The sequence below is a fragment of the Halobellus sp. Atlit-38R genome (genome assembly GCF_003665925.1).
In the GTDB taxonomy this organism is placed as follows: Archaea; Halobacteriota; Halobacteria; order Halobacteriales; family Haloferacaceae; genus Haloquadratum; species Haloquadratum inordinatus.
Genome location: NZ_QXIJ01000022.1, coordinates 21,486 through 33,099, shown reverse-complemented (window position 1 = coordinate 33,099; position 11,614 = coordinate 21,486). Strand labels below are relative to the sequence as shown.

The following is an 11,614-nucleotide window of genomic DNA, read 5'->3' as shown; positions in this document are numbered from 1 at the left end:
CATATTCGGACACGTCCAGGTTGTCGTGTCGGTAGACTCTGCGATGACCACGGCCGCACTCGTAGACGAGTCGGTACTCGCCACCGTCTCCGGCTTGCTCACCACCGTCAGCGATCAGTTCAGGATTATCCTGAGCGTCAAGCCAACACTCGTCGGAACACGCAAACGGAACTGAGAGCGAGCCACCGAACGGATAAGACTGTACGAAGTCTCCGTCAGTGTCATCGTCAGACAGCGAGAGCACGAAGTGTGGCGGGACTCTGTCTGGATCCGGCTCGTAGCCGCAGACGGCACACTCCGTGTGCTCGGTTTCATCTTCCGGGGTATCAGTCATCGGAATCACCGTCCCACCACGGGCCGTAGCCGTGCTCTTTGTTGAATACAGCCGTGTCGTGGTCTACTTCGATCATCCGCTGAATGGACTCGTACACTGGCGATTCCTCGCAGACGGTGCAGGTCCACCCTGTCGCCTCAACGTAGACGCCTTTGACCCAGGCGTTGCAGCTCCGGCAGTACATCGGCGGATCAGCGTACTTGGACGGCCCTTCTCCGCGTTCAAGCTCGATTACGTCTCCCGGAGTATCAGTCATCGATCTCGACCTCCGGAACCTCGTGGTCGTTCTCTTTCAGGAACTGCTCGGCCTGCTCGGCCTTGGCCTGATGCTCTCGAGCTTTGTCTTTGAGCGTCTCCGCCGCGTGTTCGTGTATCGGCACCTCGCGAAGATGCGCGTTCTGCTCGGTCGGCAGCGCATCCAGTGCTGCCTCGTACTCCAGCTGGAACGACCGATGGATTCGGTAGTACTCGTAGGCGTTCGATGCCACGTACTCGCGGTCTTCCTCGTGATCGAAGTACACGCATCGCCACTCACGGCGGTCGATCTCTTTCTCGACGGCCGCTTTCACGACGCCGACCGGCATCTGCCCGCTGGCGGCCGCGATGTCGCGCAGCCTCGCAGCATCGTCGGTGTGGAAGTAACCCGTCGCCTCCGAGAGATGATCGACGATATCCATCTCGTCCCCAGGTCGATCACTCGGCATTGTGGACCTCCGGTTCAAGAGAACGGATCTTCCACGCGTCGTCGCCCCAAGTGAAAGTTTCGCGGAACTGCATCGCGTTGATGCAGGGCTCGCAAATGTGGCGGTCTTCCTGTCGGCAGTCGCCACCTTTCCAAACCCTGAATTCGACCGCGTGAGTGGCATGACGATGACACCCGTCCGTCTCGCATCGGCGATCACTCATAATCGGGCCCCATTGGAGAGTAGCCGCAGTTGGTGCACCAATTCCCCGATACGTGGATCGCCCCGCCGCATCGGTTGCAGTAGGTCCGATGATCGGTCTCGTCTCCGAGACTATCGTCTACCATTCTCGTCCCTCCGCGCCGTGGCCTCCGAACCACTGGATCTCTTCACGTCCGAATAGGTCGGCCTCGCACTTCGGGCACTGCTTACGATACGGGTTGACGTTGTCGTCAGTTACCGTCCACCCGCAGTCGGAACAGATCTGAACGTCAGTCGCCATCGTTAGATGCCCTCCTCGCAGTTCGGGCAAACCGAGATCAGTTGCCCTGTGAGGTTCCTTTCCTCCGTGAAGCCGTCGCCCTCGTACCCGCAGTGAGGACACCACTCGTTCCGCGTTTCTCCTCCACTCGGTCTATCGTCTGCATTTTGTGACATTTTGTGTCGCTCCTGTGTTGACGGCAGTCGCCCGCCGTCGACGCCCCGCCGGGAAATCGAACCCCGGGCGCACCAGTCAGGGTGGTTTGGGGACCGTTTTGGGGGGTGTTCCAGTTTTCTAGTCCGCCGCAGGAGACGCCGAGGGCGTTGATAACGCCGTTTGCGACAGTTGCGGCCCCACGGAGGCCGTGTGAGACGGCGGATCCGGCTGTCGGAGGCCACAGCCGGCGGCGATGATGCGCCACTGGACGTCGATCTCCTCGCAGATCTCTTGCATCGCCGTCCAGTCTGGGTCGTCTCCCGAGTAGTAGGCGTCGGCCCATCGCCCGACCGGGTCGTCGGGATCGTGGAGGCGGCTCGTGTCCTCCAGGAGGCCGCGCTCGACGAGCAGCCAGTCGAGCACGTCGCCCGGCGAGCGCTTCTCGCGACCGAGATCGCCCGGGATCGCATCCACAGACTCGCCACGCCAGAACCACGGAATCTGCGGGCGTGCGGTGCTCTCTTCGCTCTTTGCTCCGGACGCCGTGGCGTCGCCGCGCTCCGAGCGGAACGGCAGCGTCAGTCGCCAGCCGTCGTCGGTCTCGGTGACGAGTCCGAGCTCGAGTAAGCGATCGCGATGGTCGCGCCACGACTGCGTGGAAGGGCCGCCGCGGCGCGACAGTTCCGCGGCGCTGATCGGGTCCTCGGCCTCCAAGAGCGTCTTGATGGCTTTTCGCTTCGTGGAGGTGTTGCGGTCGGGCTCTTCGACGAGTCGGGTCCACGGTAGCTGGGAGAGCGCACGGCGGACCTCGTCCAGGTGGATCGCTCTTCGCGAAGGCTCGTGCTTGAGCCCCCAGTGGATCGCTGTCGCGACCGCCCACGGATCCGCTGCGAAGGCTGCCAGCGCCGATATCGCCTCCGGCGTCGGTTCCATATTCTTCTCTCTTTTAAGCATCCGGCGGGCAGTCTGGATCGACGCGCCGACGGAGGTGCCCTCCTGGACGTCGATCGCGACGTTGATCTCCGGGGCGTCGGGATGGAGATCGCGTTCGTCCTCGAGGGCGTCCTGGAGCTCATCGGAGAGTGTTTCGACGCCGCGCCCGATCACGACGATCCCGGCGCGCAGCGTCCCGAACGGGTCCGCCGCGTCGACGTCCGGATCGGCGTTCGAGCGCTTCCGGTCACGCGTCTCTTTCAGCTGCTTGAACCCGTTGAACGCGCCGTAGCGGCTCCACTGCGACGCGATCGTCGTGAGGTGTTCGACCAGGGTTTCCCGGCGGGAGTTGTTGTCGTCGTCGCTCGCGCCGAAGTGTCGCGAGAAGTCCGGGAGTCGGACGCCGAGCGTCACGTCCACGCCAGAGAGATCGAGCAGATGGACGATCGTCGTCGCCAGTCCCATCGCGTGGGCTGTGATCAGCGACCGGTGTTCATCGCCCGTCAGTTCGCGTGATTCATCAGGCTCTAACCCGCTCAGTCGGTCGAGTAGGCTCTCATTACTGAAGCCCTCGTCCGATCCGAGCCGGGCGAGCACGTCGTGATCGCCGCGAGCGTAGGCTCCGGTTTCGAAGAGGAGTTCGGCAAGCGCATCGTCGATCGCCTCTGCGACGTCGTGGCCGTCGTCGTCTTCGGAGAGCCAGCCAACGCCGGTCGCGTCCTGGAGGACGTCGACGTCGAGGTCGCCGTCCAGGACGGCATCGATGTCCGACGGCGTCAGCAGCCGATTGCGAGTCTCCTCCCAAGCGAGAGCATGTGCAATCGTCGTTGCGTGCTGGAGCGGGTTTTCCGCTTTGCCGGCCTCGACTACGAGCGATGAATCGGTGATCGAGACACGCGGCTGTCGCGGGTCGACGTCGTCCCGACGAATCCGTGAGTTCTGCAGCACGATGTTGCCGCGCTCAGACGCCGCTTCGAGCGGGAGAGCGCGGTCGTACCCGGCGAACTCAGGCGCGACCAGTCCGTGCGTCCAGTCCAGGTCGCGGTCGGGGCTCGCAGCGGCCGCACCTTCTGCCGCGGGGCGGTCGCCGGCGGCTACCGCGGCCTCCTCCCCACCCCCCTCTCGACCCTGCGCGGGTAAACACGGCATGGGGGGACGGATTTGGGGGGGCATTTCGACGCCGCTCACAGTTCCAGGCAGGCGCGTCTGGCGTCCTTCCTCCTGATAGACGGCGGTGATGTACTCAAGCCCGGCAGACGTGAGTGAGATTGCTGTGAGACCGTCGGGGCGATCGTGCCGCTCGACGAGCCCGTGCTCTTCCTCGAGGCGCTTGCAGACCTGGTACAGATTCCCATCTGACGGAGAGTCCAGAACTAGCTTCTCAGCAAGCTCTGCGTACGTCAGCGCGTGATTCGCGTCTGCCGCGACGTGCGCCACGACCGCCGTCTTCCGCGAGTCCGCCGACAGTTCATCGCGCGCGAGGCGCGCGCGTTCACTGGCACCCGCCCCGCCCTCGCCTCCGCCTTGGACTCGGAGTCGCGAGTCGGACTCGGAGTCCGATGCGAGCAGGCGACGCTTGCACTCGTTTGTGAGATGCGCCGGCAGTTGATCACGGTGGGCGTCGACGAGTCGGGCGGCCGCCGCGTGAGAGACGACCAGCTGGACGTCGTGGGCGCTCCACAACTCGCCGAGCCACGCCAGGACGTCCCGGCGCTGATCGGCGCGCTGTGCGGCCCACTCGACGCCGAGGTGCACCTCGATCGTCCGCGTCGGGATCGCGTCGCCGGCCTCCTGCAGGAGCGCAGTCGTCGCGAAGACGTCGCCCTTCGGTGACGTGATGTTGTCGATGTTACCCGTGCCAAGACGCTGCAGCGCGCGGCGTGCGGCCTGCAGATCGCGCTCGCGGCGATCGTCGTCGACGTCGGTCCGCAGCGAGGTCGCCGCTTTCGCGAGGACGCTCGCTAGTGCGTGCCCGACGCGGGCGCGGTCGGCCTCGACGTCGGCGTCGACGCGGTCGTCGGCGCGGAAGATCTCGTCGAGAACCTGCCGCCACTCCGCGTGTGACGAGCCGGGGAGTGCGCGCAACGCGTCGACGATCGCGGTGTCGAGTCCATCCTCGATCGCCGTCTTGTGCAGTTTCGTGAGGCTCTTCGTCGCATCCAGATACAGATCAGCACCGAGGGACGGGGTTTCGCGGATGCTCACCCCAGGGTTCGTGTCCCCAGATCCATCCTCCGCAGGCGGTTTCGGGGCGGGCGCGCGGCTCATCGCTGCGGCCCCCCGACGCGATCGCCCGGAACGTAGGCCCGGACGAACCCGCCGTGATCGTTGGTGACGACCTCGACTCTCGCCGCGCAGTCTGGGCAGAGCACGCCCCAGCCGCGAACCGATCGAGCCTCCGGCAGCGACGGATCCGTCGCCTCTCGACAGTGGCGGCACTCCGAGCGCATCAGGCCCACACCTCCTCGCTGACACGCGCCGTCTTGACGCCGTCACAGAGCCGTGGCTCTGCGACTAGCGAGGCGGGCGTGTCGGCTCTCTGAGGGTAGGTCACTCTCTGCGTCCCGAAAGCCGTCGCTGGTGAGCGACCAGACCCAGATCGAACTGCGCGGAGATGACTCTCTCCGGCAGACTTTTGATGACCGCCCAGAAAGAGGAAGGTGTCCAAGCGACCCCTTTCTGGGTAGAACCCATCCGCGTGAGCGACGGGTGTCTCGGTCGGGCGGTCTGCGTAGGGCTTTCGCGTTGCTGGTTGTCGCGTCTGCGGATAAGTGTTTTCTTGGGTCCAACTCATCGCGACCCCTCGATCTCGGTGACGTCGAACAGTTGTGACCACGCAAGCTGCGTATCCGGTGCGCCGCGGTCGTTCGTAACCCAAGAGAACTCCAGTTCGTCAACGAGCGTCGCCGGGATGATCTTCGCCGCGATCACATCGCGATCATCGTTCGGCGCACACACCGCGAAGAGATAGACGCCACCAGTCGCCAGCAGTTCCTCGTGCTGTGGCTTCCGGAGTTTGAAGCGCCCGCGTCGCTGTGCTTTGCCGTAGACGACGCCAGTGCTTTTGATCTCGACTTTCGTTCCTGCTTCGAGCACACAGATCCCGACGAACGGTAGATCTGCTGACGGCGTCAGCAGCGCCTCAGTTCGGGCATCGTAGTGCTCAGCTTCGGTGTCGGGGACGTACCGCAGTGGATCGATCATCTGAATCAACGTCCCCTCGACGCGCTCACCGACGCGCTTCGAGTAGGCGAGCCGGGAGTCCTCCTGGACGCGGCTCATTCGTTGCCCTCGTTTTCGAGGTCGATGCAGTCCGGGCACAGTCGGCTGTGCTCGGAGTTGATCACCATCGAGGCGTTCCGGCTCCCGCAGCGATCACACGCCAGCGCAGACGGCGTCGCCGGGACGTACCGGCCACCGCAGTCCTGGCAGCGGTCGGTCGGGATCATCGCCGAGACGTGCTTGCCGCATCCATCGCAGACGACGCCCGGCGTGGGTGAGGCGCTCCGGCTCATCTCTGATCGCCTCCGTAGTACCCGAACGCCATCTGATCGAGCGCCATCACGTGCAGCCGCGGCGGGTCGAATTGGACGGAGTTGACGGCGAGGTTCCGTCTCTCCAGCTCCGAGATCACCGTTGTGGATGCGCTCCGTCGGAGCTCCGGGTCGATTCCGGACAGATCAACGTAGTGTCTGTACTCTCCGGGGTAGTAGCCGTCCTCGATGACGTAGTTGATCACGCCGTCGGACTCGGCGATCGCGGAGTTGGCGGGGTGCCGGTTTGCGTGCGTGACTGCATCGCGGATCGCAGCGATACGGACTTGAGACGCCACGTGGGTGCCGTCGTGGACGGTGACTTCTTCGCGGCACTGGTAGCAGATACCCTGATCGGCGAGTCGGCGCACCTCGGCTACGCGCTCGTCAGTCGTCTGTACGTCGCCGTGGCCGCCATCGGCCAGGAGTGCCGGCGCAGCGCCGCCGTCCTCGCAGTCGTGCTCGAGTAACTCATCGATCGTCGCGAAGTCCTCGCGGCCGCACGCGTGACACTCCAAGTGTGTGACTTGTGGTTGCATCTAGATCGCCTCCAGTTCGGCATCGAGTAGGCTCATCACTTCGCGCATCTCGCGGCGTGCTGCGGCGGAGTCGCCGCGACAGGAGAGTCGCTTGACAGCGTGGACGCGGTACCAGACCTCGACGTCCACTTGTCCGTCGAGCAGCCACTGCGCCGTATCGAGGCGGCGCGCGACCTGCGCCGGCTCGTCGTCGCAGGAGTAAGCGAGCGCACTCGCCAGCAGTAATCGGGCGCGGGCGATCGGGCGGGTGCCCATCGCGACCTCCGAATTGGAGGTCCGCAGCCCGCCGTCGGGGACGAGCGACGGATCGGCGTCGTCGAGGTCGCTGGCCAGACTCGAGGGCGGCAGTTTCGCCTCCGATTCGCGCTCGCGGCGCACCGGCTCGTCGAACTCTGCATCGCAGTCCGAGCAGCGCCAGTTGGAGTCGGAGTGATCGTTGCAGGAGACGCCCTTGCTCGGCGACCGCCGGAAGATGTTCTTCGTTGAGTTGCATTCGGGACAGGCCAGCGTGGTGCCGCCGTCGGCGATTACGCGGTGATTACCTATCCAACTCCGCCACCCGCAGAATGCGCACTCCCAGCCGTCCTTGACGCCTTCACGCGCGTGAACGAAGACGTCAGTCTCGCAGCTGGGACAATCCGGCGCGTCCTCGTGAGGATGGCGTCGAGTGGGTGACGGAAGCGTCATCGCGTCCCACCGCCAAGTCCGCGGATCTTGCGTTTGTCACGCCGGTACAGATTCACTGCAGCGACCGTTGTCGGCGGGTTCCCGCTGTTCCGGTTTTCGTAGCAATTCGTACAGACCGGGACAGCCCCGTCGTTGTCGCCGACGACGCGAGCGACGTTCGGGTCGACCCAGGCATCGCAGTTCCGGCAGTACCCCCCGGCGCGCTTGTCTCCAGTTGAGTTGCGCTCGCGCGCGCTGTGTTCTGAGGTTGCGGTCGCGGTGTGCTGGTGGCGGCTCATCGGCACACCACCTCGCTACCAACTAGTTGTCTGATCGCCGCGTTAAAGGCGATAGGCGTTGTTTTGATCATTGTCGTGCGGTAGCGACCCCACAAGCGTCGGCCGGACCCTAGATCCGGTCGGCGTCTTTTCTGGGAGACACCGATCCGCTCGTGAGCGTCGCATATGTCACCCAAATAGCTCCTCCCTAATAGTTCCAGCGCAGGAAACACCCAACGTAAGAAACGTTACATATCGGTGTTTCCTTAATCCCTTGCCTCATATTGGACAAACAATGCCTGGACCGGAAACGTCGGACAGGGACGTGGATATCTTGAGATACGTACGACTCCGGCCAGAGCCATTTGCGACTGCGCGTGATATCGAACCGAAGACATCTGTTGGGTACAAGCAGACTCGAAACCGCCTCGACGATCTCGTTGAGAAGGGGCTGCTTAACGTTGAAAAAGTCGGTACGGTAAACGTCTATTGGCTGTCTGACGAGGGAAAACGCGCCGTCGCAGACTCCGATCAGTGCTGAGACTCGGTATACCAGACCACTGATTGAGCCCCAATCTCTCTTTTTTGAAGCTCGCCGCGGTCGTGGAGATCGTTCAATCGTTTGTTGATCGTCCGGCGACTCACTGTCGAGAACTTTTCCAGCACGTCCGACGTTGTCACAAATGGGCGACTGTGCTCGCGGACGAAGTCCAACACCTGCTCGTGGGTCGGGTTTTTCATCTTTGGCCCCGGTTTCGTGCTCATCAATTGACCATTTAGTTCTTCCGTTGGAAAGGTTTTTTGGTGGTTCAGTTCTTACGGAAGAACAGACACAGACGGCTCTCTTCGGGCGTGGTTTCGCGCAGAAAGCGCCCGCGTGTTGATGGCACGCGAGCCGGGCTGTGTCGGTACCAACTATGTCAACCGAACGCCCGTCGCCTGGTTCTAACGGCGACACGACGCAAAAGCGTATCGCTCGCGAAAACTCCCAAGAGTTCGTCTCGATCACGGCTCCCGCGCCGATCACCGACGACAAACTCACCGAACTCTCCCCGCCGGAGCACGACCTCGACGCCGAGCCCGACACGGGCCGCCGCTGCGTCGCGATCGCCCACCAGCACGGCATCGTCCAGGACCACGCCGACGAGCGCGAGTACGAGGCCCACTGCGTGCTGTACGCAACCCTCGACGGCGAATGGGTCTGCGAGCGCTGGATCCCCGGCATCGGGAGTGATCTCTCGGAGATCCCGCGCGGCTTCGTCGCACCAGTCGCGGGCCTCTCGGCAGCTGGAGAGAACGCGCGTCGCTTCGCGCCGATCGTGCAGCGACACCCGGAGGCCTGAGACAGTGACCTGCACTGTCGAGCGCCGCCGGGCCTGCTCTCGCGCAGCCGCCGCCGTGGAGTGTCGCGATCCCGTGCGCCACGTCGACGTCCTCGATCCCGCGCGCTCCGAGTGGGACACCTGGACGCTCGAAATATCACTTGCAGCCCGGTCCGTCCCGCCCGCAGTGCTGCGGGGCCTCGCTGATCACGGCCTCTCCGTTCGGGACGCCTCCCCGCGCGGCGGCGGGCACTACGCCGCCGCCGTCGTCGAGTAGCGCGCATCAGTCACTCCTCCGGACGTGCCGGAGCACGTCCTCATAGCCGTCGAGAACGATGTCCTCGCGCTCGATCAACTCGCCAGTTTTCGCGTCGCGAAGGTGTTCGAAGACCGGATCGTGCTCGGAGTCGTGCGACCGCGCGCACGACTGACAGAAGAAGTGGTTGTTCGTGGCCTCCCAGTTGCGGTGGCCCGCTGGGCAACGGAAGCGCCAGCGGTCCGCCTCGTCATCAATCTGGAGTCGGCGACGCGACATATTGCAACCGACTCCCGATACCGTACTTAAACTGAGCCACGCGCGGAGTGAAAGTGAAACCAGAACCGCACGACGGGAAGCCTAGATTTAAGCCACCATCGTGTTGTTCGAAGGACAGGAGCGGGCAGGCCAGTGCCCGCTCGGAAATACAGTAGCCGAGTGGGTAAGCGTACCGCTCCTGAGGATAGAGTATGTCATTTGACGACCCATTCGGCGACGATATGAGCGAACTGCAGCGTGAAATAGTTCAGACGTATGATCGAAACCCGGACGCGGGACCAGCCGAGATCGCATCGATGTGCGACTGTTCAGAGAGCTACGTCCGCGAGACAATCAACGAGTACCGGGACGGATTCGGCAACGACGGCCTCTTAGGCGGTGGTGGGGGTTTTCTGTAGACGGGCAACAGTCGGGGCTGGAAGAGTTTGACCCGAACACGCCGTTCGGGAAAGCCATCGAATACGTGATCGAGGGGTTCGTGCTTCTCGTGATTATGTTCATCTTGGCTCGAGCGTTGCTCCAAATTATCGGTATCTCGGTGCCAATACCCTTCCCGCTGCCGTTTTAGTCAGAGGAAATTCGCGATGGCAGCACCAATACCCATCGCGATGAAGTCAGCCAAGATGCGTCCGCCCAACGACGGATCTCCTCCGGTGATCGTATAGAACACGTCTCGATATACCGAGAAAATCGGTTCAGGACCCAATAACATAAGATTCACCGCTGCTATAACCAGCAGCGACATCCCTGCGAGTCTAATTAGCAGGTTTAGCCACCCCTTACCGCGAATCATCGTCGTTTCGGCGGTGATCTTGTGCCGCTCCCAGTCGACCATATTAGGCCAATATTACCAAGATGTCAAAAATCCTCGCGCGCCGTCATCACGGCCATCCCGACCGCGACTACGAGGCCGCCCTGGACGATCGAGAAGATGAGCGACGCGCGCGAGCCCGGCGGGACGATCGCGAGCGGCATCCACAGCAGACTCGACAGCGACAGCCACGCCGTCGAGGCGCGGCGCTGTTCGTCGATTCGTGTGAAGAGCCGTCGGCCGACGAACTCTCCGCTGATCACAACGCCAGACCCGATCACGACACCCGCGGCGACGTCGAGGAGATAGCTCCAGGACATCCACGACGACACGGCGACCGTCGCAGTGGCAGTCGCGATCGCGGTCGCGAGAATCGATCCCATCTGCTGTTGGGTTTCGGCGTCCGGCGTGCCGTCCTGGTAGAGTTTCCAAACGACGGCGAGTGCGACGACGAAGCCGAGAACGCCGATCAGGACACGAACGACGCCATTTGGAGCGAACACCAACTCAGCGAGCCACTCCGGGCCTTGCATCGTCTTGGGGGCGCCGACTTGCATATTCATGCAGTGCTGCGGTACACCGCGGAGAAGGCCGCGATTCCGATCAGGAACAGCAACACGACCTTCAACCACGCGGGCGCGAGCCCGATGCTAATCAGTCCGAACACCGATACGACGGTGACGACCGCACCGCCAGGCGCACCGACGCGTGTTCCCGAGACCGCTCCCAGAAGGACACCAGCGAGCACGAGCCCGGTGATGATCGTCCCCGAAAATCCGCCGCCGCCTGGCACCGTCGACCCCGTGCCAATCACGAACGCGACCGTCCGCGTGAGCATCTGGCCGAGTGTCGACAACGACATCTCTTCCATTCCAGCAAACCACGCGTCGCCGTCGACGGTGCCACCGGAGCTATTGTTGTAATACTGTGCGAGAGCCACAGTAAGGAGTTCTCGGATCATATTATGCGGAGGACCTCACGAGCGTGACGAGACTGCCGTAGAACATCACTGTCGGCGCGCCACCGAGCAGGACCGTCACTGTCGGCGGAGCACCGTTCTCGATGAACACGACAACCGGCCAGTTCAGGAACGACACGACGCCGACTGCGAGATTCCACACGAGGACCGTCGCGCCGCCGACCTGGCCGACGAGCGAGGTGATCGCTCCTGCGACGCCCTGCAGGTTCGACGACGGTTGCTCGCCTGCCTCGACGTCGTCGCCATCTTGATCGATGAAGTATTTCGTGACGCCGGAGTCGTCGTACGAAACGGCTCCGCCGCCGAACATCACGGCACCGAGCACGAAGTATAGCAGGACGATGCGGCTGAATCTGATTGCCAT

Annotated in this window: 19 protein-coding genes; 3 read left to right on the top strand and 16 right to left on the bottom strand. The window is 63.3% G+C overall.

The features are described 5' to 3' along the window. Nucleotides 1-326: 326 nt before the first annotated feature. The 11 genes from D3D02_RS17135 to D3D02_RS17090 form a co-directional block, all read right to left on the bottom strand. Complete coding sequence (locus tag D3D02_RS17135) at nucleotides 327-590, bottom strand: hypothetical protein (RefSeq protein WP_121571178.1); 264 nt, start codon at nucleotides 588-590, stop codon at nucleotides 327-329. After that, complete coding sequence (locus D3D02_RS17130) at nucleotides 583-1,038, bottom strand: hypothetical protein (protein ID WP_147435669.1); 456 nt, start codon at nucleotides 1,036-1,038, stop codon at nucleotides 583-585. Before D3D02_RS17130 ends, D3D02_RS17135 begins: the two co-directional genes overlap by 8 nt. A gap of 319 nt (nucleotides 1,039-1,357) precedes the next feature. Then, entirely contained in the window at nucleotides 1,358-1,519 is a 162-nt protein-coding gene (locus D3D02_RS20720; protein ID WP_158599404.1) for a hypothetical protein, read from the bottom strand. 273 nt (nucleotides 1,520-1,792) lie between these two features. Then, entirely contained in the window at nucleotides 1,793-4,855 is a 3,063-nt protein-coding gene (locus D3D02_RS17125) for a hypothetical protein (RefSeq protein WP_147435668.1), read from the bottom strand. Beyond that, complete coding sequence (locus tag D3D02_RS17120) at nucleotides 4,852-5,037, bottom strand: hypothetical protein (RefSeq protein ID WP_121571175.1); 186 nt, start codon at nucleotides 5,035-5,037, stop codon at nucleotides 4,852-4,854. Before D3D02_RS17120 ends, D3D02_RS17125 begins: the two co-directional genes overlap by 4 nt. 340 nt (nucleotides 5,038-5,377) lie before the next feature. Then, the gene (locus D3D02_RS17115) at nucleotides 5,378-5,869 is read right to left on the bottom strand and encodes a hypothetical protein (RefSeq protein WP_121571174.1); all 492 of its coding nucleotides are present in this window, start codon (nucleotides 5,867-5,869) and stop codon (nucleotides 5,378-5,380) included. Next, entirely contained in the window at nucleotides 5,866-6,102 is a 237-nt protein-coding gene (locus D3D02_RS17110) for a zinc finger domain-containing protein (protein ID WP_121571173.1), read from the bottom strand. Before D3D02_RS17110 ends, D3D02_RS17115 begins: the two co-directional genes overlap by 4 nt. Beyond that, the gene (locus tag D3D02_RS17105) at nucleotides 6,099-6,659 is read right to left on the bottom strand and encodes a hypothetical protein (RefSeq protein WP_121571172.1); all 561 of its coding nucleotides are present in this window, start codon (nucleotides 6,657-6,659) and stop codon (nucleotides 6,099-6,101) included. The genes D3D02_RS17110 and D3D02_RS17105 overlap by 4 nt, the downstream gene beginning before the upstream one ends. Then, the gene (locus D3D02_RS20450) at nucleotides 6,660-7,346 is read right to left on the bottom strand and encodes a hypothetical protein (RefSeq protein ID WP_147435667.1); all 687 of its coding nucleotides are present in this window, start codon (nucleotides 7,344-7,346) and stop codon (nucleotides 6,660-6,662) included. Further along, nucleotides 7,343-7,624 (bottom strand): hypothetical protein, encoded by a 282-nt coding sequence (locus tag D3D02_RS17095; RefSeq protein WP_121571170.1) that lies wholly within the window; start codon nucleotides 7,622-7,624, stop codon nucleotides 7,343-7,345. The genes D3D02_RS20450 and D3D02_RS17095 overlap by 4 nt, the downstream gene beginning before the upstream one ends. 510 nt (nucleotides 7,625-8,134) lie before the next feature. Next, complete coding sequence (locus D3D02_RS17090; protein ID WP_147435666.1) at nucleotides 8,135-8,368, bottom strand: hypothetical protein; 234 nt, start codon at nucleotides 8,366-8,368, stop codon at nucleotides 8,135-8,137. 152 nt (nucleotides 8,369-8,520) lie between these two features. Here D3D02_RS17090 and D3D02_RS17085 point away from each other — a divergent pair, with 152 nt between their 5' ends. Both D3D02_RS17085 and D3D02_RS17080 read left to right on the top strand, forming a co-directional pair. Next, nucleotides 8,521-8,946: a hypothetical protein gene (locus tag D3D02_RS17085; RefSeq protein WP_121571169.1), complete on the top strand. Its 426-nt coding sequence runs from the start codon at nucleotides 8,521-8,523 to the stop codon at nucleotides 8,944-8,946. A 4-nt stretch (nucleotides 8,947-8,950) separates the two neighbouring features. Further along, nucleotides 8,951-9,202: a hypothetical protein gene (locus D3D02_RS17080; protein ID WP_147435665.1), complete on the top strand. Its 252-nt coding sequence runs from the start codon at nucleotides 8,951-8,953 to the stop codon at nucleotides 9,200-9,202. 6 nt (nucleotides 9,203-9,208) lie between these two features. Here D3D02_RS17080 and D3D02_RS17075 read toward each other — a convergent pair whose 3' ends face one another. Beyond that, nucleotides 9,209-9,460 carry a hypothetical protein gene (locus tag D3D02_RS17075; RefSeq protein WP_121571167.1) on the bottom strand — a complete coding sequence of 84 codons (252 nt, stop codon included), beginning with the start codon at nucleotides 9,458-9,460 and terminating at the stop codon, nucleotides 9,209-9,211. 191 nt (nucleotides 9,461-9,651) lie between these two features. Between D3D02_RS17075 and D3D02_RS17070 the strand changes: the two genes are divergently transcribed. Continuing rightward, a complete protein-coding gene (locus D3D02_RS17070) occupies nucleotides 9,652-9,858 on the top strand; it encodes a hypothetical protein (RefSeq protein ID WP_121571166.1) in 207 nt (68 codons plus the stop codon). A 170-nt stretch (nucleotides 9,859-10,028) separates the two neighbouring features. Here D3D02_RS17070 and D3D02_RS17065 read toward each other — a convergent pair whose 3' ends face one another. Genes D3D02_RS17065 through D3D02_RS17050 form a run of 4 tightly spaced genes read right to left on the bottom strand, consistent with a single transcriptional unit; the run spans nucleotide 10,029 to nucleotide 11,614 of the window. Continuing rightward, a complete protein-coding gene (locus tag D3D02_RS17065; RefSeq protein ID WP_121571165.1) occupies nucleotides 10,029-10,295 on the bottom strand; it encodes a hypothetical protein in 267 nt (88 codons plus the stop codon). 23 nt (nucleotides 10,296-10,318) lie between these two features. Further along, a complete protein-coding gene (locus D3D02_RS17060; RefSeq protein ID WP_121571164.1) occupies nucleotides 10,319-10,828 on the bottom strand; it encodes a hypothetical protein in 510 nt (169 codons plus the stop codon). Between the two features lie 2 nt (nucleotides 10,829-10,830). Next, nucleotides 10,831-11,232: a hypothetical protein gene (locus D3D02_RS17055; RefSeq protein ID WP_121571163.1), complete on the bottom strand. Its 402-nt coding sequence runs from the start codon at nucleotides 11,230-11,232 to the stop codon at nucleotides 10,831-10,833. A 1-nt stretch (nucleotide 11,233) separates the two neighbouring features. After that, a complete protein-coding gene (locus D3D02_RS17050) occupies nucleotides 11,234-11,614 on the bottom strand; it encodes a hypothetical protein (RefSeq protein WP_115821721.1) in 381 nt (126 codons plus the stop codon).